This window comes from Kitasatospora sp. NPDC114501 (assembly GCF_055633695.1).
In genome coordinates, this window is the sequence record NZ_JBVKDS010000003.1 from 283,470 (window position 1) to 304,777 (window position 21,308).

Sequence of the window (21,308 nt, forward strand, 5' to 3'; positions counted from 1 at the left end):
CACCGGCTACACCGCCACCAGGACGGCCAGCAGGACGACGACGGCCAGCAGGGCGCTGAGGTACGTCTGGGCGTTTCCGGTCTGCGCCAGCCGGACGGCCCGGCCGAGCAGGTCGGCTCCCGCTCCGCTGCCGCGCACGTAGGTCTCGACGACCTCGCGGTCGAGGAAGCGGACCAGCTTGGCGGCGGCGCCCACCGGGCGGACGAACAGCGCGTGGTACAGCCGGTCGACGCCGAAGCCGTGCCGGGCCGGGCCGAACAGCGGGCCGAGCAGGGTGCGCCCGGGGTCGGCGACGATCACCTCGGCGGCCGGGATCCCGCCCTGCCCGGGCACCCGGCCCGCGCCGGCCGGGGCCGGACGGCCGGTGCCCAGCCGGGCGGTCGCCGAGCGCCAGGCGCCGTACGCGGCGAGCACGCCGACCACGGCGAGCCCGGTCCCGGTGACGGCGGTGACCGCGGAGGGCCGCAGCGAGCCGCCGTCCAGCAGCGCGGGCAGCCAGTCCGAGCCCAGGCCGGCGACGCCGAAGCCCATGGTCGGCACCGCCAGCACCCACAGCGGCCAGCGCATCGCGGGCGGTTCGGCGGCGGTCGGGTCGGCCTCGTCGAGCTCGGGCGAGTACGGCGCCCCGGCCTCGTGGTCGGCCACGACGGTGCCCCGGTCGGCGGCGGGCAGCACCTTGGGTGCGGCCGCGGCGGCACCGGCCGGGCTGTGGAAGGCCAGCAGGAAGAGCCGGGTCGCGTACGCGGCGGTGAGCAGCGCGGTCAGCCCGGCGGAGATCAGCACGATCCACCCGGCCGCCTGCGGCACCGCCGAGGACGGGCCGAGCCCGTTGGTCAGCGCCTCGCCGTTGGCGGCGTGCTCGGCGGCGGCCAGCACCGCCTCCTTGCTGAAGAAGCCGGAGAACGGCGGCAGCCCGACCAGGGCGACCAGCGCGATGCCCATCGTCCAGTAGGCGTCCGGCACCCGCCCGCGCAGCCCCGGGATGCGGGACATCGCGGAGAGCGAGTTGGTGTGCGCGGCGTGGATCACCACACCGGCGGCCAGGAACAGCAGCGCCTTGAACGCGCCGTGGCTGACCAGGTGGAAGACCGAGGCCTCGCGGTCCCCGCTGGCCAGCGCACCGGCCATGTAGCCGAGCTGGCCGACGGTGGAGTAGGCGAGCACCCGCTTGAGGTCGTCCTGGGCGAGCGCGCAGAGCGCCGAGCCGATCATCGTCACGGCGGCCATCACCGCGAGCACGAGCAGCGCCGCGCCCGACAGCAGGAACACCGGCAGCAGCCGGGCGACCAGGTAGATGCCGGCCGCGACCATGGTGGCGGCGTGGATCAGCGCGGAGACCGGGGTCGGGCCGGCCATCGCGTCCGGGAGCCAGGTGTGCAGCGGGAACTGCGCGCTCTTGCCGGCCACGCCGGCGAGCAGCAGCAGCGCGGTCAGCGTCGGGTGCGCGAGCCGTCCCTCGGTCGCGGCCGCCAGCACGTCCGGGACCCGGAAGCTGCCGGCGTCCGCGCCGAGCAGGAAGATCCCGAACAGGAACGGCACGTCACCGAGCTTGGTGACCAGGAAGGCCTTCAGCGAGGCCGAGCGGGCGTCCGCGGTCTCCCAGTGGTGGCCGATCAGGAAGTACGAGCACAGGCCCATCACCTCCCAGCCGACCAGCAGCACGCTCAGGTCGCCCGAGTAGACCACCAGGAACATCGCCGCGGTGAACAGCGAGACCAGCGCCGCGTACGAGGGGTAGCGCGGGTCCTCCTTGAGGTACGCGGTCGAGTAGACCTGGACGCAGGTGGCGACCAGTCCGACCAGCACCGAGATCAGCGAGCTGAAGCCGTCCAGGTGGAGGGCGAGCGCGATGTCCGGGCCGCCGGTCGGGGTGAGCCGGGTGGCGGCGTCCAGGGTCTGGCCGGTGCCGAGCTGGAGGGCGACGACCAGGGCGAGCACCGCCGAGACGGCCACCGGGACGATCGCCAGCGGCCGGGCCGGCCCGGGCGCCTTCCTGCCGACGGCCAGGGTGGCGGCGGCTCCGAGCGCGGGCAGCGCCGGGACGAGTACGGGCAGGGCGAGGTTCATGCGGCGGCCTGGCCCTTCAGTGCCCCGGCTCCGGCCGGCGCCTCGGCGTCGACCGGCGGCTCCTCCACGGCGAGCGCCTCGGCCGGATCGCCGAGCGCGGTGGCCCGGTCGATGTCCGCGGTGCCCCGGGCCCGGAACAGCAGCAGGACGATGGCGAGCCCCAGGCCGATCTCGGCGGCGGCGACGGTGATGGTGAACAGGGTGAGCGCCTGCCCGGCGTGCAGCGAGTCCCGCAGCCAGGCGTCGAAGGCGACCAGGTTGAGGTTGACGGCGTTGAGCATCAGCTCGACGGACATCAGCACCAGGACGGCGTTGCGCCGGGCGAGCACGCCGTACACGCCGACGCTGAACAGCAGCGCGGCGAGGACGGCGGGGTAGGCGAGGTGCATCAGCTCTCCTCCGTCACGGGCGCGGAAGGCGCAGTCGGCTCAGGCGTGGACGGCTTGGGCGCGGTCGCGGCGACCGTCCCGTTCGATCCGACCGGCCGCCCGGCGCGCAGCCGGCCCGCCCGGGGCGGCGGCACCCGCCGCTTGGAGCCGCGCGACAGCACGATCGCGCCGACCAGCGCCGCCAGCAGCAGCACGGACAGCGCCTCGAAGGGCAGCACCCAGTGCCGGAACAGGCTGGCCCCGGTGACGGCGGCCGAGCCGCCGCCCTGGCCGAGGTCGATCCAGGAGGTCCGGAAGGCGTCGACCACCAGCGTGACCAGCGTCCCGGCCGAGGCCAGCGCCACGGCCAGGGCCACCCAGCGGTTCTTGGAGTCGGCGTCCGGCGAGCGCCCGATCGGCGCCTTGGTGAGCATCAGCCCGAACAGCACCAGGACGACCACCGAGCCGAGGTAGATCAGCACCTGCACCCAGGCGATGAACTCGGCCGTGAGCAGCAGGAACTCCACCGCCAGCCCACCGAGCGCGACCACCAGCCAGAGCGCCGCGTGCACCAGCTGCCGAGTGGTCACGGAGACCACGGCCGAGCCGAGCACGGCGATGCCGACCAGCAGGAAGACGATCTCCTGCCCGGTCGGGGACAGGAACGAACGGGCGGCCGGCTCCAACGAACCGGTCGCCGCGAGAAGCGTGGCCGAGACACTCATGCGTCGTCACCCTTCTCCTCGACAGCGGCGGCGGCCTCGGCAGCCTCGGCCTCGGCAGCAGCCGCGGCGGCCACCAGCTTGTCCGCCGCCTTGCGCGCGGTGGCGATCTCCTTGGGCTCCTCGGCCGCCGGGTCCAGCGCCGGCGGCGCCGGGACGGTCCACATCCACTCGCGGAGCTTCTCCCGCTCGTGGGTCAGCTCGTGGATGTCGGTCTCCGCGTACTCGAACTCCGGCGACCAGAACAGCGCGTCGAAGGGGCAGACCTCGATGCAGATCCCGCAGTACATGCAGAGCGAGAAGTCGATGGCGAACCGGTCCAGCACGTTGCGGGTGCGGGCCCGGGCGTTCGGCTCGGCGGCCGGCAGCGTCTCCTTGTGGGAGTCGATGTAGATGCACCAGTCCGGGCACTCGCGCGCGCAGAGCATGCACACCGTGCAGTTCTCCTCCAGCAGCGCGATGACGCCGCGCGAACGCGGCGGCAGCACCGGCTGCACGTCGGGGTACTGCGCGGTGACGCTCTTCCTCGTCATCGTCCGCAGCGTCACCGCCAGGCCCTTGGCCAGGCCCACACCGGGAAAACTCATGAGATCGCCACCTTGATGATGCCGGTGAGGGCCAGCTGGACCAGCGCGAGCGGGATCAGCACCGTCCACGCGAAGCGCATCAGCTGGTCCTCGCGCAGCCGCGGGTAGGTGACCCGCAGCCAGATGACCACGAAGGCCAGCGCGAAGGTCTTGAGGATCATCCAGAGCCAGCCGAGCTGATCCGGCAGCGGTCCGTGCCAGCCGCCCAGGAAGAGCACCGCGGTCAGCGCGGACACCACCAGGATGCCCACGTACTCGGACAGCAGGAACAGGGCGAACCGCAGGCCGGTGTACTCGGTGTACGCGCCGAAGATGATCTCCGAGTCGGCGATCGGCATGTCGAACGGCGGGCGCTGGAGCTCGGCCAGACCGGCCGTGAAGAAGACGAACGCGCCGATGATCTGCCAGGGCAGCCAGTACCACTCCCAGGCGTCCACGATCCCGGGCAGCGACAGGGTGCCGGCGGCCATCGCCACCGAGGCCGCCGCCAGCACCATCGGCAGCTCGTACGACATCAGCTGGGCGGCCGTGCGCAGGCCGCCGAGCAGCGAGAACTTGTTCGCGGAGGCCCAGCCGGCCATCAGCTTGCCGATCACGCCGACGCCCATCACGGCCAGCACGAAGAACAGGCCGGCGTCGACCGCCTGGCCGACGAAGCCGTTCGGACCGACCGGGATCGCCAGCAGCACGAAGAGGTACGGCAGCAGCGAGACGGCGGGCGCCAGCTGGAAGATCCGGCGGTCCGCCCCGGCCGGGACGATGTCCTCCTTCTGCGCGAACTTCACGCCGTCCGCGACGAGCTGCGCCCAGCCGTGGAAGCCGCCCGCGTACATCGGGCCGAGCCGGCCCTGCATGTGCGCCATGACCTTGTGCTCGGTCTGGCCGATGACCAGCGGGAAGACCAGGAAGACGACGAGGGTGGCGACGCAGCGCAGCACCGTGTCGAGCAGGTTCACGCGCCGTCTCCGTCCTGGTCGGCCGGCCCGGCCGAGGTCTCGTCCTTCTGCTCGTCCGGCTGCTGCCCGCCCGGTCGGCCGTCCGACGGCTCCCCGTCGTGGGCGGGCACCGGGTTGTGCCAGGGCGCGTCGGAGGAGCGGGGCGCGTCGGCGGGCCGGTGCCGTACGGGGGCCGCGGGCTCGACCGGCGGCTCGCCGGTCGTCTGGCCGGTCGTCTGGCTGGCCGACCCCTCGGACACCGACCGGGTCCGCCGCGGCCGGTCCGCCCGCACCGGCGGGGCACCCTCAACCGCCGGGGCGGCCGGAGTGTCCGGAGCCTCGGCACCCGCCTGGCTCGCCGACCCCTCCGACACCGACCGCGTCCGCCGCGGCCGGTCCGCCCGCACCGGAGCACCGCCCTCGGCAGCGGCAGCACCGGCCGCACCGGCGGCCGCGGCCGCCCGGGGCGTCCGCGCCGCCGCGCCCGCCGCCCGCGCACCGCGCGCGGGCCGCTCGGCGACCGGCGGCAGGGTGCCCTTGAGCGGCCCCCACTCGTTCGGGTCCGGCACACCGGCCGGCTGCATCTTGCGCCGGGCCGGCCCGCCGCCGTGGTCGGACTCGCCCGGCTCCTTGGCGCCCGGCCAGTCCTTGGCGACCCGCGCCGCGAGCACGAACTCCTTGCGCAGCGGGTGCCCCTCGAAGCCGTCCGGCAGCAGCAGGGTGACCAGGTGGGGGTGCCCGGGGAAGTCGATGCCGAACATCTCGTGGGTCTCGCGCTCGTGCCAGGCGGCACCCGCGTACACCGGGACGGCGGTCGGCAGCGCGGCCCCGTCGCGCGGCACCCGGGTGCGCAGCGCGAGGTGCCGCACGCCCGGCGCCTCGACGGCGGCCAGGTGGGCGACCACGGAGAAGCCCTCGGCGAGTTCGTCGACGGCGCTCAGCCAGTCGAAGAATCCCAGGCCCAGGACGTCCCGGGCGTTGGTGAGCGCCTCGGTCCAGTGCTCGGCCGGGACGTCGACGGTGATCAGCCCGTACGCCTCGGCGCCGGTCGCCCACTCCCCGACCGACGCCGCGTACTGCTCGGCGGACGTCACGAGGCCCCTCCCTCGGTCCGGTCGCCGTTCGACGGCCCGGCCACCAGCGGGCGGCGCAGGGCCGACGCGGGCGCGGTGTAGCGGTCCGGCAGGGACTCGGCGGCGATCTTCTCCTGGAGCTTGAGGATGCCCTGGAGCAGCGCCTCCGGCCGCGGCGGGCAGCCGGGCACGTAGACGTCCACCGGGATGATCTGGTCCACGCCCTTGGTGACCGAGTACGAGTCCCAGTACGGGCCGCCGGAGTTGGAGCAGGCGCCGAAGGAGATGACGTACTTCGGCTCGGGCATCTGCTCGTAGAGGCGCTTCACGGCGGGCGCCATCTTGTCGGTGACCGTCCCGGAGACGATCATCAGATCAGCCTGACGAGGGCCGGGCGCGAACGGGATGACGCCCATCCGGATGAAGTCGTGCTTGGCCATGGACGCGGCGATGAACTCGATCGCGCAGCAGGCCAGGCCGAAGTTGAAGCACCAGAGGCTGTAGCGGCGGCCCCAGTTGAGCACCACCTTGACCGGGTCCGGCGCGAGCCGGGCCAGCGGGCCGATGCCGCGGCGCTCGACGGCGCCGGGGCGCGCCGGGTCCGGCAGGCCGAGCGGGACGGGGCCGCCCTGGCCGCCGCCATGCGAGTGGGAGTGCGTCACGTCCATTCCAGAACGCCCTTCTTCCAGGCGTAGAGCAACCCGACCGCGAGGAAGCCGATGAACAGGAACATCTCGATCAGCGTTCCGGCGCCGTACCCGGCGGAGGCGAAGACGGTCGCCCAGGGGAACAGGTAGATCGCGTCGACCGCGAAGATCACGTACAGGAAGGCGTACACGTAGTAGCGGATCTGGGTGTGCGCCCAGTCCTCGCCCACCGGGTCCACCCCGCACTCGTAGGCGAGGAGTTTCTCGGGCGAGTACACCACGGGCCGCAGCAGCCGGTTGGCGGTGAACGCCACGGCGACGAAGAGCACCCCGACGACGGCCAGCAGGCCCATCGCGGCGTACGCGTCGAAGTAGCCGCTGCCGACCGCCGGGTCGGCCGCGGCCACCGCCGCGCGCTTCCCCTCCATGCCTTCGCCTCCACCTCGGCCGTGAACCCGCCCTCAGGACAGTTCTACGACGTTTACTCTCACAGGCCTAACGCCGGCCAGAGCGTGAGTCTAAGGGGCCCGCTCCGCTCCGCCCGAACCCTGCCCGATCCGCAAGACGGCGGGTGGACACCCCGCCGGACGTCCGGTGGCCGGGCCCGGGGGTGGGGTTAACCCCCGGCCGGGAAGATGTATCACCCCCATGGCATCCACCGCCCCCGGTTCGGGAAGCTTGGTCCAGCCGCACGACGAAGTAGGGACGGTAGATCCGGATGAAGCCGCTGCACCGCGCCGTGGACGCCATCAAGGAGCAGGACGCTCGGATGGAGCGCCCGCCGCTGTACGGCACGAGGATGTGGCACCAGGCCGGCCGACTGCTGTTCAACCTGCCGCTCGGCATCTTCGGCTTCCTGGTGGCCGTGACCACGCTGTCGGTCGGCCTGGGCCTGTCGGTCACCGTGATCGGCCTGCCGCTGCTGGCCGGCGGGCTGGCCGCCTCGCGCTCCCTGGGCGCGCTGGGCCGGCAGCGGGCGCGGGTGGCGTACGGCTCCGAGATCGACGAGCCGGAGCCGGTGAAGCCGCGCCGCCCGGGGATGGTCGGCTACACCATCGCCCAGCTGACCGACCTGCTGAACTGGCGCTCGGCGCTCTACAACGTGCTGATGCTGCCGTGGGGCGTGCTCAGCTTCACGCTGACCCTGGTCTCGGTGATCGTGCTCTGGCCGGTGCTGCCCTGGGTGGTCCGCGGGCTCGCCGCGGTCGACCGCATCCTGATCGAGTCGCTGCTCTTCCCGGGCGCCCTGGCCGAGCGGGTGCGCGAGCTGGAGGACGACCGCGGCACGGTGGTCGACACCGCCGCCGCCGACCTGCGCCGGATCGAGCGTGACCTGCACGACGGGGCCCAGGCCCGGCTGGTCGCGCTGGCGATGGACCTCGGGATGGCCAAGGAGCGGCTGCGCGAGGTGGAGAGCGAGGACGACATGGCGGCCGCCACCAGGATGGTCGACAACGCCCACGGCGAGGTGAAGCTGGCCCTCCAGGAGCTGCGCGACCTGGCCCGCGGCATCCACCCGGCGGTGCTCACCGACCGCGGCCTGGACGCCGCGCTGTCCGCGGTCGCCGCCCGCTGCACCGTCCCCGGCGGGGTCCGGGTGAACGTCGACCTGGCCGGCCCGGACGGGCAGCCCGAGCGGCCGGACTCGGCGGTCGAGGGCATCGCCTACTTCACCGTCAGCGAACTGCTGACCAACGTCTCCAAGCACGCCGGCGCCCGCACCGCCTCGGTCGAGGTCTGGCGCTCGGAGGAGCAGCTGATGGTGCTGGTCCAGGACGACGGCAAGGGCGGCGCGGCCCCCTACCCGGGCAGCGGCCTGGGCGGACTGGCCGAGCGGATCCGCGCGGTGGACGGGGTCTTCCTGGTGGACAGCCCCGAGGGCGGCCCGACCACCGTCACCGTCGAGCTGCCCTGGCGCACCCGCACCGCCCGCCGCTGACCCCGCCCGCGGAGGGCACCGCACCGCACGGCCCGTGACGAACAGCAGGGCGCCGGGACCTCGTCGAGGCAGAGACGAGGTCCCGGCGCCGTTCCGGTACGGCACCCGACCCGCTGAACCCTTGCGCGGCGTGCGGCCCGGCGTCCCCGTACCGGGGTTCGGAGTGGTCCGGCTAGGGAGCCCGCAGTTCGCCGAGGGTGACCTCGGCGGTCTTGGTGGCACCGTCCCTGGTGTACGTGACGGTGACCTTGCTGCCCGGGGTGAGCGAGGCGAGCGCGGTGGTGAGCGCGTTCAGCGAGTCCACCTGGGTGTCGTCGATCCTGGTGATCACGTCACCGGCCTGGAGCCCCGCCGAGGCCGCCGCGCCGCCCGCGGTGACCGCCACGATGACCGCGCCGGCCGGCTGGAACTGCTGGTTGAAGCTGGTCCGGGCGGTGATGCCGAGCGCGGCCCGGCCGGAGTTGGTGACCTTGCCCTGCTTGATCAGCTGGTCGGCGATGCTGGTGATGGTGCTGGCCGGGATGGCGAAGCCGATGCCGGGGGCGGCCGAGCCGTTGGTCTGGGGTTCGGTCGCGGCGAGCGTGTTGATGCCGATCACCTTGCTGTCCAGGTTCACCAGCGCGCCGCCGCTGTTGCCCGGGTTGATCGCCGCCGAGGTCTGCACCATGTTTCCGATGGTGGCGCCCGGCGAGCCGGGGCCCTGGGGCTCGGTGACGGTCCGCCCGGTGGCCGAGACGATGCCCTGGGTGACGCTGCTGGCGAGCCCCAGCGGGCTGCCCATGGCGAGGGTGATCTGGCCGAGCTGGACCTTGCCCGAATCGCCGAAGCTGGCCGGCCGCAGCCCGCTCGGCGGCTTGCTCAGCCGGATCACCGCGAGGTCGGAGTCGGGGTAGCTGCCGACCAGCTCGGCGTCCAGCGTGGTGGTGCTGTTGGCGAGGGTCACCGTGAAGGTCTTCGCGGAGCCGATCACGTGGGCGTTGGTGACGATGTCGCCCTTGTCGTCGTAGACGATCCCGGAGCCGAGGCTGTCGCCGGTGGTGATCTGCACCACGGAGGGCAGCACGTTGGCGATCACCGTCTGGTAGGCCTCCTGCAACTGGGTCGCGCCGTTCGACTGGCCGGGCGCGGCCTGGGTGGCGCCGGGGGCCGACGGCGAGGTGGTGGCGGCGACGGTGGCCTGGGAGGAGGAGCCGCTGCTGCACCCGGCCAGCGCCAGCGCGGCCGCCGCCGCGCCCGCGACCGCCCCCGGCAGCCGCCCGTACGGCAGGGGGCGGGTGTGTTCCTTGTGACGGCTCACCTGGCTGCCTCCGATTCGTCACCACGCCGAGCGGGCGCGGGCATGAGCGCACGAAAATCCCTGCCAGGTTTTCACCGTTTTGTCCACTTCGCGGCCCCGACTCGCCCGAACGTGGCGATCGAATCCGAACGCCTAGGATCGGCACATGACTTGGTTGATCACCGGCGGTGCCGGATACATCGGCGGACATGTCGTCCGACAGCTGCTCGACGCCGGGGAGCGCGTCGCCGTCCTGGACGACCTCAGCACCGGCGACGCCTCCCGGCTGCCGGCCGGCGTCCCCCTGATCGAGGGCTCCACCCTGGACCGCGCCGCCCTGGACGCCGCGATCCGCGAGCACGGCGTCGAGGGCATCCTGCACTTCGCCGCCAAGAAGCAGGTCGGCGAGTCCGTCGAGCAGCCCTTCCTGTACTACCGAGAGAACATGATCGGCCTCCAGACCGTCCTGGAGGCCGCCGCCGAGGGCGGGGTGAAGCGCTTCCTCTTCTCCTCCTCCGCCGCGGTCTACGGCATGCCGGACGTCGACCTGGTCACCGAGTCCACGCCCTGCGACCCGATGAGCCCGTACGGCGAGACCAAGCTGGCCGGCGAGTGGCTGGTCGCCGCGGCCGGCAAGGCCTACGGCATGTCCACCGTGGCCCTGCGCTACTTCAACGTGGCCGGCGCCGCCTCCCCCGAGCTCTCCGACGCCGGGGTGTTCAACCTGATCCCGATGGTCTTCGAGCGGCTCACCGCCGGCCAGGCCCCGCGGATCTTCGGCGACGACTACCCGACCCCGGACGGCACCTGCGTCCGTGACTTCATCCACGTCTCCGACATCGCCTCGGCGCACGTGGCGGCCGCCAAGCGGATGGCCGCCGACCCGGCCGGCGCGACCTCCCTGGTGCTGAACATCGGCCGCGGCGAGGGCGTCAGCGTCAAGGAGATGCTGGAGGTGATCGGCAAGGTCACCGGCTACGACACCGCCGCCGAGGTGACCCCGCGCCGTGCCGGCGACCCGGCCCGGGTGGTGGCCTCCGCCGACCTGATCCACCGCGAGCTGAACTGGACCGCCCGGCACGACGTGACGGAGATGGTCTCCTCCGCGTGGGACGGCTGGTGCAGCCGCCACCCCGGGGCCCGCAGGGCCTGATCCGACGGCGCCGGTCCGGCGGTGTCCGCCCCGCGGTTCAGCGGGCGGGCACCGCCGTGCCGTAGAAGGCGTCCAGCGCGTACACGCAGCGGTCCTTGGAGCCGACGAAGACCCGGCCGCCGACCGCCACCGGCGAGCCGGTGAGCTCGCCCTTGGTGCCGAGCTCCCAGCGCAGCTGACCGCTCGCCAGGTCCAGGGTGTGCAGCGAGTGGTCCCGGCTGCCCAGGTGGACCAGGCCGTCGGCCACCGCCGGGGAGCCGACGATCTCGCCGCGGGCGGTGTAGCGCCAGCGCTCCCGGCCGGTGGCCGCCTCGAAGGCGTACAGCACCTCGCCGTTGCCGACCAGCACCATGCCGTCCGAGACCACCACCGGGTCGGCGCCCTGGCGGCGGCCGGTGACCCCGCGCCAGCGGTCCAGTCCGGTGGCCGCGTCCAGCGCGTAGACCGTGCCCAGGTAGTCGGCCACGTAGACCGCGTCGGCGTCGAGGGCGGGCGGGGTGAACAGCACCACCGGGGCCTCGAAGCGCCAGCGCTCGGCCCCGCTGGCCGCGTCCAGCGCGTACACCCGGGTGCCGGCCGACACGTACAGCACGCCGCCGCGCTCGACCGGGTGCGAGGGCACGTCCTCGCCGACCGGGAAGGACCAGCGCAGGCCCGCGCCGCGCGGGTCGACGCAGCGCAGCCGCCCGCCGCCGTAGTAGTAGGCGGCGCCACCCACCAGGACCGGGCCGGACTGCGGGTTCTCGTAGTCCTGCTGGGCGTCGTCGGCCCGCCACAGCTCGGCGCCGTTGGCGGCCGAGCGGAGCTGGACGCCGCCGCCCCTGATGCCGCAGCAGAGCACGCCGTCGGCGGCGGAGAGCGAGTAGACCCAGCCGTCCAGCGAGGTGCGCCAGCGCTCGGTGCCGTCCGAGGCGTCGACGGTGTACAGGTGCGGGCCGTCCGCGGCGTGCACCCGGCCGGCGTCCACCGCGAGCGCCCAGGCGACGTCCCGGGTCTTGTAGCGGCGCTCGCCCGAGCCGATGTCCAGCGCGTGCACCTCGAAGCTGGAGACGAAGAGCGTGCCGTCGGCGACCACCGGGGTGCCCCAGACGTCGTTGGACATCCGGAACCGCCAGGGGCGCCAGCGGGCGGCCGGGGCCGGCGGGGGCGGCGGGGTGGGGGCCGCCCGGCGGACCCAGTCGGTCGCGGCCGGGGCGGTGCTCGGACCGGGCTGCTCGTGCTCGGCCCGCGGCCCCGGGCCTATCCGCACCGAGGCGCCGGACAGCTGCACCTCGACGGCGCCGCCGCCGGTCGGCGCGCGGTGCCTGTTCGGGGCGGCGAGCTTCGCGGTCGGGATCTCGGGGTCGGAGCCGTGGCCCGGCAGCGGCGCGGCGTGCACCGGACCGGCCGGCGGCTGCGCGTGCCGCCCGCCCGGGTCGGTGCGCGGGTCGGCCGGCCCGAGGTGCTGCGACGGGCCGTGCGCCGGCGGTGCCTGCGGGGGCGGCTGCGGCGGCTGGGCCGGGCCGGCCGACGGGCGCGGCGGCGGGGCGGCCGGCCGGCGGCCCCGCCTGCGCTCGATCAGCTCCAGCGCGTTGGCCGGCAGCCAGTCCCCGGCCTCGCCGGAGGCGTCGTCCCGGGAGAAGAGGTGCGGGGCCAGCTCGGTCTGGATCTGCGCCGGGGTGGGCCGGCGCTCGGGGGCCTGCTGCATGCAGGCGCGCACCAGGTCCATCAGCTCGGGCGCCATGCCGGTCAGGTCCGGCTCCTCGCGCAGCAGCTGGAACACCGTCTCGACCGGGTTGGTGCCCCGGTAGGGCGGGTGCCCGGTGGCGCAGAACACCATCAGCGAGCCGAGCGAGAAGACGTCGCTGGCGCCCCGGACGGTCCGGCTGTCCCTGGCCTGCTCGGGGGACATGTACGCGGGGGTGCCGACCGCGACGTTGGTCATGGTGAGCCGGGTGCTGGACACCCCGGCCGCGATGCCGAAGTCGATCACCTTCGGGCCGTCCTCGACCACCAGGACGTTGGAGGGCTTGAGGTCGCGGTGGATCAGCCCGGCCGCGTGGATGGACTGGAGGGCCTCCGCGATGCCGGCGACCAGCCAGCGGGTGGCCTCCACCGGCAGCGGGCCGCACTCCTCGACCAGGTCCTCCAGCGAGGGCGCCGGGATGTACGCGGTCGCCAGCCAGGGCACCCGGGCGTCCGCGTCCGCGTCCACCACGGCCGCCGTGTAGAAGCCGCCGACCGTCTTGGCCGCCGCGATCTCCCGGGCGAAGCGGACGCGGAACAGCTCGTCCTCGGCCAGCTCACCCCGCACGGTCTTGATGGCCACCCGTCGCCCCGACGCGGAACGCGCCAGGTAGACCAGCCCCATCCCACCCGCGCCGAGCCGCCCCAGCACCTCGAAGGGCCCGATCCGCCTCGGATCGTGCGCCGTCAGCTGGTCCACTCCGCTGCCACCTCCCCGTTGTCCGCACCCGCCGCGTGGTGCCGGACCCGATTCTCCAATGCCGCCCCGCGCATATCCAACCTCCCCCACCCGCCGGAACGCGCCGCCCGGGCCCCTACGGGACCCCGGACAGGCCTCTGACCAGCGAGGACGGAACGGCTGGATCCTGACGCCCGCTCCGGAGCCGGCTTGCGCGCGGAGCCCCGGACCGTCCACCGCCGAACCGTCACGCTCTGTCACCCGATCACCCCTCAGCGGACTCGCCGTCACGCTGTGAGGTCAAAGGCACACGGGGGGGCTTCAACAAGGGGCTTCGAAGCCCGGTGAATATCCGTCCGAAGTGGTTCATGCCGCTATACCAACCCCCGTGCGGAGTAATAGTCGCATCACCGAATCGCGCCAAGATCTTGCCACGGTAAGCTGACGGCATGACAGGACAAGTTCGCACCGTCGACGGTCGCGTCGCCGGGCGACGCGGACAGGAGACGCGGCAGAAGCTGCTCGATTGCCTCCGCGAGATGCTCAGCACGTCGCCCTATCGGGACGTCAAGGTCATCGACGTCGCCCGTATGGCGGGTACCTCCCCCGCGACCTTCTACCAGTACTTCCCGGATGTCGAGGGCGCTGTCCTCGAAATCGCCGAGGAAATGGCCAAGGACGCCGACCAGCTCAAAGAGCTGGTGGCCGGAAAGTCCTGGGCAGGGAAGTCCGGACCGACCACTTCGGAAGAACTGGTCGACGGATTCCTCGCCTTCTGGCGCAAGAACGACGCCATTCTCCGAGTGGTCACGCTCGGTGCCGCCGAAGGGGACAAGCGGTTCTTCAAGATCCGCATGACGGTCCTCAACGCGGTCGCCAAGCCGCTCGCGGAAGCCGTCAAGGAACTCCAGGGGAAGGGCCAGGCCGACAAGTCGCTCGACTCGAACGCCGTGGCCGGGGCCCTGGTCTCGCTGCTCGCCTCGGCGGCCGAGCACCAGAAGGCCTTCACCTCCTGGGGCGTCAAGGTCAAGGACCTCAAGCCCAACCTCGCTCCCCTGGTGTACCTGGGCGTCACCGGCAAGAAGGCGCCCAAGTAGGACCGTCCTCCGACCCACCATCCGCTCCGCGCGCAGCCCCGGCCTCCTGTCCGGGGACCGACGGACGGCGGCCGTGTCCTCGGGGGAGGTCCGCCGACGTACCGCTCGCGCGCCAGACATGCCGGTGGGCGGGCACCCGTGACGGGGTGCCCGCCCACCGGCATGTTCGCGTCCGGACGGCGTCGCGGTGTGCCCTCGGACGGCCCCGCGACGGCCTCGGGGCGGCCTCGGGGCGCCGCCGGGTCAGGGGCAGCGCACGACCTGGCCGGCGTAGGCCAGGCCGCCGCCGAAGCCGAAGAGCAGGACCGGGTCGCCGGGCGAGAGCTCGCCGCGCTCGACCAGCTTGGAGAAGGCCAGCGGGATGGAGGCGGCCGAGGTGTTGCCGGAGTGGACCACGTCCCGGGCCACCACCGCGTCCTCGCCGAGGCCCAGCTTCCGGGCGATCGCGTCGATGATCCGCAGGTTGGCCTGGTGCGGGACGAAGCCCTTCAGCTCGGCCGGGTCGATCCCGGCCCGCTCGCAGGCCTGACGGGCCAGCGGGGCGAGCTGGGTGGTGGCCCAGCGGAAGACCGCCTGGCCCTGCTGGCTGATCACCGGGTCCCAGCCGGTGATCACCACGGCGTCGCCCTTCTCCGGCTCGGAGCCCCAGACCACCGGCCCGATGCCGGGCTCGGCGCCGTCCTCCTGGGCCTCGACCACCGCGGCGCCCGCGCCGTCGCCGAAGATCACGCAGGTGGAGCGGTCGGTCCAGTCGAGCGTGTCGGACATCCGCTCCGCGCCGATCACCAGGGCGCGGCGGGCCGAGCCGGCCCGGATCGCGTGGTCGGCGGTGGCCAGGGCGTACGAGAAGCCGGAGCAGACCGTGTTGATGTCGTACGCGGCGGGCGAGCGCACGCCCAGCCGGGCGGCCACGGCGGCGGCGGTGTTGGGGCTGCGCTCGATCGCGGTGCAGGTGGCGACCACGACGAGGTCGATGTCCTCGGCGTCCCGGCCGCTGTTGGCGAGCGCCTTCTGCGCGGCCTCGGTGGCGAGGTCGACCAGGCTCTCGTCCTCGGCGATGTGCCGGGTGCGGATGCCCACGCGGGAGCGGATCCACTCGTCGTCGGTGTCGACGAGTGCCGTCAGGTCGTCGTTGGTGAGGACCTTGGGGGGCTGGTAGTGACCGAGTGCCACAATGCGCGAACCGCTCATACTGCCATGGAACCGGGTTACCCGCTGGTCAGCATGGTATGACCGGTGACAGGATCCGCCCCCTCGTTCTGTAGGAGGTGGACAAGGCCCCTTGCGGGGCCCGGCTCCCCGTACGCCGAGGTCAGGCGGCCAGTGCGGCCGCGTCGCCCATCACGATGACCGGATGGGCGGCCGGGTCCAGGGTGCGGATCAGCTGGGCCATCTTGTCCTCGGGGATCGACACGCAGCCGTGGGTCGGGCCGTCGTGGTCCACGTGGAGCCAGATGCCGCCGCCCTTCTTGGAGCCCATCGGGCGGCGCGGGTCGAGCGGGGAGTTGCCGGCGACGCGGTTGTAGTTGATCGCGACCACGTAGTCGAAGGAGCCGGCCAGCTGGTCACCGAAGAAGCCCGTGCCGGAGACCACGAAGCTCGGGTCCTTGTCGTACGGGAGCCTGCTGCCCGGGTCGGCCTTGCGGCCGCCCGCGTCGGTGAGCTCGAACACGCCGATCGGGCTGCGCAGGTCGCCCTCGTTGTGGTCGGTGGTCCAGCCGTTCTTGCCGTTGTGGCCCTGCCAGGTCTCGCCGGCCAGCCAGCGGCCCTCGGGGGTGCGGGTCCAGAGGGTGACGTTGTTCCTGTCGGTGTTCTTGTCCTGGCCGGAGGCGACCACGACCTGGGTGGTCGCGGCGGGGATCTTCGCGGTGAAGGCCGCGCCGAGGCCGGGTATCGCGGCGACCGAACCGTCCGCCCGGGTCTGGCTGCGGTCGGCGGCCGGGACCGCGCCCTGCCGGTCGGAGGCGGCCTGGGCGGCCGCGGGGTCCGGGGCGGGGTGGTCGGGCTTGCTGACGCCCTCCGGGCCGGGGCCGTCGGCGGCGGTGATGCCGGTCTTGGCGCCGTCCTGGCCGACGGCGTACCAGCCGGCGGTGGCGGCGACCAGCAGCGCGGTGCCGGCCATCACGGCCTTGCCGTGACGTTTCTGCTTGGCCTTGCGCCGCCGTCCCCGGGCTGCCGTCCGGGCGCCCGCCACCGGCGTGGTGGGCGCCGCGGCGAGCACGACGGGCGCGGGCTCGTAGCCGGCTCCGTGCAGGGGCTCGTACCCGGCCTCGGGGACGGACCCGGGAGCGGCCTCGGGGACGGGCTCGTGAACGGGCCCGGCTCCGTAGACCGGGGCGGGCTCGTAGCCGGCCTCGGCCCGGTACTGGACCGGCTCGGCCTCGTACGGCTGGAACGGCTGGTCGTACGCCGCGTAGTACCCGTCAGGAGCCTGCTCGTACGGCTGGTAGCGGTCGTACGGGTAGTCCTGCCGAACCGGCTGCCGGTACGGCTGGAAGCCCTCGTACTGCTGCTGGGGCATCAGGTCGACCGGCTCCTGCATCGGCTGGTGCGGCGGGTACGCGGTGGCGCGATCAGAACCGGACATGCTGTCGATCCTGCCAAACGCCGTACCCGTTGGTAAACCCGGGCCTCGTGCGGAGGCCGTGAAGACAACCGCCGCCCGGGCCGACGGGCGGCCGGGGCGGCGGGGATCCTCGCAGGTCAGAGGCGCATCGCCTGCGGGGACTCACGGCGCATCGGGTCCGGTCCGTCGTACTCGCGGATGATCTCGTAGCGGGTGTTGCGCTCCACCGGGCGGAAGCCGGCGTCGCGGATCAGCCCGAGCAGGTCGTCGCGGCCGAGCTTGTTCGGGGTCCCGAAGTTGTCCGCGTCGTGGGTGATCTTGTACTCGACCACCGAGCCGTCCATGTCGTCCGCGCCGTGGCTGAGCGCCAGCTGGGCGGTGGCGACGCCGTGCATCACCCAGAAGACCTTGACGTGCGGGACGTTGTCGAAGAGCAGCCGGGAGACCGCGAAGGTCTTCAGCGCCTCGGCACCGGTGGCCATCTCGGTACGGGCCATCAGCTTGTTGCGCACGACGCCGTCCTTGGAGTCGTGGAAGTCGTGCTGGTAGCGCAGCGGGATGAAGACCTGGAAGCCGCCGGTCTCGTCCTGGAGCTCGCGCAGCCGCAGCACGTGGTCCACCCGGTGGCGGGGCTCCTCGATGTGGCCGTACAGCATGGTGGCCGGCGTCTTGAGGCCCTTGCTGTGCGCGAGGCGGTGGATCCGCGACCAGTCCTCCCAGTGGGTGTCGTGGTCGACGATGTGCTGGCGGACCTCCCAGTCGAAGATCTCCGCGCCGCCGCCGGTCAGCGACTCCAGGCCGGCGTCGATCAGCTCGTCCATGATCTCGTCGGCGGACAGGCCGCTGATCTTCTCGAACCAGTGGATCTCGGTGGCGGTGAAGGCCTTCAGCGAGACGTTCGGCAGAGCCGCCTTCAGCTCCCGCAGCGAGCGCGGGTAGTAGCGCCACGGCAGGGTCGGGTGCAGGCCGTTGACGATGTGCAGCTCGGTGAGGGACTCGACCTCCATCGCCTTGGCGAGCCGGACGGCCTCCTCGATGCGCATCGTGTACGCGTCCTTCTCGCCCGGCTTGCGCTGGAACGAGCAGTACGCGCAGGACGCGTTGCACACGTTGGTCATGTTGAGGTGGCGGTTGACGTTGAAGTGGACGACGTCACCGTTCTTCCGCGTCCGCACGTGGTGGGCCAGCCCGCCCAGCCAGGCCAGGTCGTCGCTCTCGTAGAGCGCGATCCCGTCCTCGCGGGTCAGCCGCTCACCCGCGTAGACCTTCGCCTCCAGCTCGCGCTTGAGCCCTGCGTCCATGCGGTGCCCCGCCTCCTCCGACTTCGATTCCTTGCCGGAACGAGCGTACGCCTATGCCGAGAGCAGCTCGGCGAGCAGTGTCGGGTCGATGTTGCCGCCGCTGACCACGGCCGCCACCGCCTGGCCGCCGGTCTCGGCGGCGCGGTGGAAGTAGGCGGCCGGGGCGACCGCCCCGGAGGGCTCGGCGACCAGCCGGCCGCGGCGGGCCAGCACGGCCACGGTGGCGCGGATCTCGTCCTCGGTGACGGTGACGATGTCGTCCACGTAGGCGGTGACGTGCTCGAACGGCAGCACGCCGAGCGAGGGGGTGCGCAGCCCGTCCGCGATGGTCCGGTAGGTGTCGGCGACCGGCCACTCGACCCGGCGGCCGGCCCGCAGGCTGGCCCGGGCGTCGGCGGCCAGCTCGGGCTCCACGCCGATCACCCGGATGCCCGGACGGGTGAGCTTGAGCGCGGCCGCCGTCCCGCCGATCAGACCTCCGCCGCTGACCGGCACCAGGACGGTGTCCAGCTCGGCCGGGGCGTCCTCGGCGATCTCCAGCCCGACCGTGCCCTGGCCCGCGATGATGAACGGGTCGTCGTACGGGGGCACCCAGACGTAGCCGTGCTTCCCGGCCAGTTCGGCGGGCAGGGTGTCCCGCTCCTCCGGCGCGACCAGGATCACCTCGGCGCCGAACGAGCGGGTGGCCTCCACCTTCACGGCGGGCGAGGTGTCCGGCATCACGATCACGGCCTTGATGCCGAGCGTCCGGGCCGCGTAGGCCACCGCCTGCGCGTGGTTGCCGCTGGACTGGGCGACCACGCCCCGGGCGCGCTCGTCGTCGGTCAGCGCGGCCAGCCGGTTGTAGGCGCCGCGGGTCTTGAAGGCCCCGGTCGGCTGGAGGTTCTCGGGCTTCAGCCAGAGCCGCCGCTCCCCCTCGGCCGCCCAGGGGGCGGGAACGAGCGGGGTGCGCACGGCGACCCCCGCGATCCGCTGCCGAGCCGCGCGCAGCTCCTCCAGACCGACCAGTGCCATGCCGTCACTCTCCTACAGGAGGAAGTTCACTCACCCGGTTTTCCCACTTGGTGGAGAGTACGACGGTGGTGCGGGTCCGGGCCACGCCCTTCGTGCCCGAGATCCGCTTGACCACCGACTCCAGGCCGGCCACGTCGGCCACCCGGACCTTCAGCATGTAGGAGTCGTCGCCGGCGATGAACCAGCAGTCCTCCACCTCGTTGAGGTCCTTCAGCCGGAACGCGACGTCCTCGTGGTCCGCCGCGTCGGTGAGCTGAAGGCCGATCAGGGCCGTGACGCCGAAGCCGAGCGACGCCGGGTTGACCGTCGCCCGGTAGCCGGTGATGACCCCCGCCTGCTCCAGGCGGTTGATCCGGTCCGTGACGCTCGGGCCGGAGAGCCCGACCAGGCGGCCCAACTCGGCGTAGGACGCGCGGCCGTTCTCCCGGAGCGCCTGGATGAGCTGTCTGTCCACCGTGTCCATATACCGTCCGCGTCCTTCCGAACCTCACCAGACCCACAGATCATTATCCGGATTCAAAGGCGCTGCGCGCCGACCGACCCGGATATCGCAGAGAAGATACTCTCCCGCCCTCGGTCCGCTTACTCCCCCTCAGCCAGTGGGGCCTCGCCGGCGGCCGGTTTGCGGGCGGCCGCCCCCAACTCCCCTTCCCAGCGCAGGTACAGGGAATGCGGCACGTCGACGGCGTCCAGCACCCGTCCGGCCACGAAATCCACGAGTTCGCGCACGGTGGAGCCGCCGGCGTAGAAACCGGGTGAAGCGGGCAGGACGACCGCCCCCAGTGCGTCGAGCTCCACCAAGTGCTTCAACGTCACCCCGTTGAGTGGTGTCTCGCGCACGCAGACGACGAGCGGACGGCGCTCCTTGAGGGTGACGCTGGCCACGCGCTGCAACAGGTCCTTGCTCAGGCCGAGCGCGATCCCGGCCACCGCGCCGGTGGTCGCGGGCACCACGAGCATGCCCTTGGCCGGGTAGGAGCCGCTGGACGGGCCGGCCGCGAAGTCCCCGGCGGGCCAGTAGCGGACGTCGTCCAGGCCCTGGTCGCCGCCGAGCCAGGCGGCGAGGTCGGTGCGCCAGTGCGCGTCCCGGAAGGAGATGCCGGTCTCGTCCAGGATGGTGAGCCGGGCGGCGCGGCTGACGATCAGGTCCACCGCCTCGCCGGCGGCCAGCAGCGCGCGGATCACCGAGGCCGCGTACGGCGTCCCCGACGCACCCGAGACCCCGACCACCCACGGCTGACGCTTCGCAGTTCCCATGGGGCAATTCTGTCCCGGCCCCACCTGCGCGTTCGGCCCGGGCGGGCCGGGAGGGGCCCGGAAGCGCCCGGCCCCTGGGAGGATGGGCGCATGGCAGCGACCCTCGTCGACCTCACCCATCAGGTGACCACCGCGATGCCGGTCTACCCCGGCGACCCGGCCGTCCTGCTGGAGCCCGCGCTCACCACGGCCACCGCCGGGGTGAACGTGCTGGCTCTGCACCTCGGCTCGCAGTCCGGGACGCACGTGGACGCGCCGTACCACGTGGACGTCACCTGGCCGACCCTGGACGGGCTGCCGCTGGAGCGGTTCACCGGCCCCGCCGTGGTCGCCGACCTGCGCGGGCTGGAGCCCCGGACGGCCGTCACCCCCGACCTGCTGGCGCCCGCGCTGGAACGGGCCGCCGAGGGCACCGTGCTGCTGCTGGCCACCGGCTGGGCCCGGCACTGGGGCACCGACACCTACCTCGCCCACCCCAGCCTGACCCCGGCCGCCGCCGAGGCGATCGTCGCCGCCGGGGTGCGGACGGTCGGGGTGGACGCGCTCAGCGTCGACCCGACCCCCGACCCGGGCCCGGGCGACCCGGCGGTGGCGGCCCTGCTCGCCGACCTCACCGACGAGCACGACCCGGACACCGCCGACGAGCCCTCGCTCGCCGCCCACCGGGTGCTGCTGGGGGCGTCCGGCGGCGGGGTGATCGCCGAGAACCTGACCGACCTGCGGCCGCTGCTGGCCGCCCAGGAGGCCGGTCTGCCGGTGGAGGTCTCGCTGTTCCCGCTGCGGCTGGTCGCGGCGGACGGCGCTCCGGTACGGGCGGTGGCCCGGCTGGGGTGAGGGCGGGCGATGCACCCCCCGGTACTTGGTCTAGACCATCCCCCGTCAACGCCAGTACGCTTTCCGGC

General features: G+C 73.3%; 20 protein-coding genes. 4 read left to right on the forward strand and 16 right to left on the reverse strand.

The features are described from left to right. Positions 1-6 precede the first annotated feature (6 nt). The 8 genes from ACZ7RU_RS07745 to ACZ7RU_RS07780 are packed head-to-tail and all read right to left on the reverse strand — an operon-like array spanning position 7 to position 6,827. Positions 7-2,067, reverse strand: a complete 2,061-nt coding sequence (locus ACZ7RU_RS07745) for an NADH-quinone oxidoreductase subunit 5 family protein (protein WP_470339976.1) — start codon at positions 2,065-2,067, stop codon at positions 7-9. Further along, the gene (nuoK, locus tag ACZ7RU_RS07750) at positions 2,064-2,456 is read right to left on the reverse strand and encodes an NADH-quinone oxidoreductase subunit NuoK (RefSeq protein WP_470339977.1); all 393 of its coding nucleotides are present in this window, start codon (positions 2,454-2,456) and stop codon (positions 2,064-2,066) included. The genes ACZ7RU_RS07745 and nuoK overlap by 4 nt, the downstream gene beginning before the upstream one ends. Then, positions 2,456-3,160, reverse strand: coding sequence for an NADH-quinone oxidoreductase subunit J family protein (locus ACZ7RU_RS07755; protein ID WP_470339978.1), 705 nt, complete (start codon positions 3,158-3,160; stop codon positions 2,456-2,458). The genes nuoK and ACZ7RU_RS07755 overlap by 1 nt, the downstream gene beginning before the upstream one ends. Then, positions 3,157-3,744, reverse strand: a complete 588-nt coding sequence (locus ACZ7RU_RS07760; protein ID WP_470339979.1) for a NuoI/complex I 23 kDa subunit family protein — start codon at positions 3,742-3,744, stop codon at positions 3,157-3,159. The genes ACZ7RU_RS07755 and ACZ7RU_RS07760 overlap by 4 nt, the downstream gene beginning before the upstream one ends. Further along, the gene (gene nuoH, locus ACZ7RU_RS07765; protein ID WP_464334530.1) at positions 3,741-4,700 is read right to left on the reverse strand and encodes an NADH-quinone oxidoreductase subunit NuoH; all 960 of its coding nucleotides are present in this window, start codon (positions 4,698-4,700) and stop codon (positions 3,741-3,743) included. Before nuoH ends, ACZ7RU_RS07760 begins: the two co-directional genes overlap by 4 nt. Then, a complete protein-coding gene (locus tag ACZ7RU_RS07770) occupies positions 4,697-5,773 on the reverse strand; it encodes an NADH-quinone oxidoreductase subunit C (protein WP_470339980.1) in 1,077 nt (358 codons plus the stop codon). Before ACZ7RU_RS07770 ends, nuoH begins: the two co-directional genes overlap by 4 nt. Further along, positions 5,770-6,420, reverse strand: coding sequence for an NADH-quinone oxidoreductase subunit B (locus tag ACZ7RU_RS07775; protein WP_470339981.1), 651 nt, complete (start codon positions 6,418-6,420; stop codon positions 5,770-5,772). Before ACZ7RU_RS07775 ends, ACZ7RU_RS07770 begins: the two co-directional genes overlap by 4 nt. Beyond that, positions 6,411-6,827, reverse strand: a complete 417-nt coding sequence (locus tag ACZ7RU_RS07780; protein ID WP_355267027.1) for an NADH-quinone oxidoreductase subunit A — start codon at positions 6,825-6,827, stop codon at positions 6,411-6,413. The genes ACZ7RU_RS07775 and ACZ7RU_RS07780 overlap by 10 nt, the downstream gene beginning before the upstream one ends. Before the next feature lie 341 nt (positions 6,828-7,168). Here ACZ7RU_RS07780 and ACZ7RU_RS07785 point away from each other — a divergent pair, with 341 nt between their 5' ends. Beyond that, positions 7,169-8,338 carry a sensor histidine kinase gene (locus ACZ7RU_RS07785; RefSeq protein ID WP_470340223.1) on the forward strand — a complete coding sequence of 390 codons (1,170 nt, stop codon included), beginning with the start codon at positions 7,169-7,171 and terminating at the stop codon, positions 8,336-8,338. A gap of 172 nt (positions 8,339-8,510) precedes the next feature. Here ACZ7RU_RS07785 and ACZ7RU_RS07790 read toward each other — a convergent pair whose 3' ends face one another. Continuing rightward, a complete protein-coding gene (locus tag ACZ7RU_RS07790; RefSeq protein WP_470340224.1) occupies positions 8,511-9,605 on the reverse strand; it encodes a S1C family serine protease in 1,095 nt (364 codons plus the stop codon). A gap of 175 nt (positions 9,606-9,780) precedes the next feature. Between ACZ7RU_RS07790 and galE the strand changes: the two genes are divergently transcribed. Next, entirely contained in the window at positions 9,781-10,767 is a 987-nt protein-coding gene (gene galE, locus ACZ7RU_RS07795) for a UDP-glucose 4-epimerase GalE (protein ID WP_470339982.1), read from the forward strand. A gap of 37 nt (positions 10,768-10,804) precedes the next feature. Here galE and ACZ7RU_RS07800 read toward each other — a convergent pair whose 3' ends face one another. Beyond that, positions 10,805-13,192 (reverse strand): outer membrane protein assembly factor BamB family protein, encoded by a 2,388-nt coding sequence (locus tag ACZ7RU_RS07800; RefSeq protein WP_470339983.1) that lies wholly within the window; start codon positions 13,190-13,192, stop codon positions 10,805-10,807. Positions 13,193-13,620: 428 nt separating this feature from the next. Between ACZ7RU_RS07800 and ACZ7RU_RS07805 the strand changes: the two genes are divergently transcribed. Then, positions 13,621-14,268, forward strand: coding sequence for a TetR family transcriptional regulator (locus ACZ7RU_RS07805; RefSeq protein WP_470339984.1), 648 nt, complete (start codon positions 13,621-13,623; stop codon positions 14,266-14,268). A 243-nt stretch (positions 14,269-14,511) separates the two neighbouring features. On the opposite strand, the gene ACZ7RU_RS07810 is transcribed toward ACZ7RU_RS07805, so the two are convergent. The 6 genes from ACZ7RU_RS07810 to ACZ7RU_RS07835 form a co-directional block, all read right to left on the reverse strand. Then, complete coding sequence (locus ACZ7RU_RS07810) at positions 14,512-15,459, reverse strand: beta-ketoacyl-ACP synthase III (protein WP_470339985.1); 948 nt, start codon at positions 15,457-15,459, stop codon at positions 14,512-14,514. Between the two features lie 121 nt (positions 15,460-15,580). Next, positions 15,581-16,855: a L,D-transpeptidase family protein gene (locus ACZ7RU_RS07815; protein WP_470339986.1), complete on the reverse strand. Its 1,275-nt coding sequence runs from the start codon at positions 16,853-16,855 to the stop codon at positions 15,581-15,583. A 116-nt stretch (positions 16,856-16,971) separates the two neighbouring features. Beyond that, entirely contained in the window at positions 16,972-18,135 is a 1,164-nt protein-coding gene (gene mqnE, locus ACZ7RU_RS07820) for an aminofutalosine synthase MqnE (RefSeq protein ID WP_470339987.1), read from the reverse strand. A 51-nt stretch (positions 18,136-18,186) separates the two neighbouring features. Further along, entirely contained in the window at positions 18,187-19,149 is a 963-nt protein-coding gene (locus ACZ7RU_RS07825) for a threonine ammonia-lyase (RefSeq protein ID WP_470339988.1), read from the reverse strand. 4 nt (positions 19,150-19,153) lie between these two features. Continuing rightward, entirely contained in the window at positions 19,154-19,612 is a 459-nt protein-coding gene (locus ACZ7RU_RS07830; protein WP_030055719.1) for an Lrp/AsnC family transcriptional regulator, read from the reverse strand. Positions 19,613-19,731: 119 nt separating this feature from the next. Further along, positions 19,732-20,406, reverse strand: coding sequence for a UbiX family flavin prenyltransferase (locus ACZ7RU_RS07835; RefSeq protein ID WP_470339989.1), 675 nt, complete (start codon positions 20,404-20,406; stop codon positions 19,732-19,734). Between the two features lie 90 nt (positions 20,407-20,496). Here ACZ7RU_RS07835 and ACZ7RU_RS07840 point away from each other — a divergent pair, with 90 nt between their 5' ends. After that, positions 20,497-21,240 (forward strand): cyclase family protein, encoded by a 744-nt coding sequence (locus tag ACZ7RU_RS07840; protein ID WP_470339990.1) that lies wholly within the window; start codon positions 20,497-20,499, stop codon positions 21,238-21,240. The last annotated feature ends 68 nt before the right edge of the window (positions 21,241-21,308 follow it).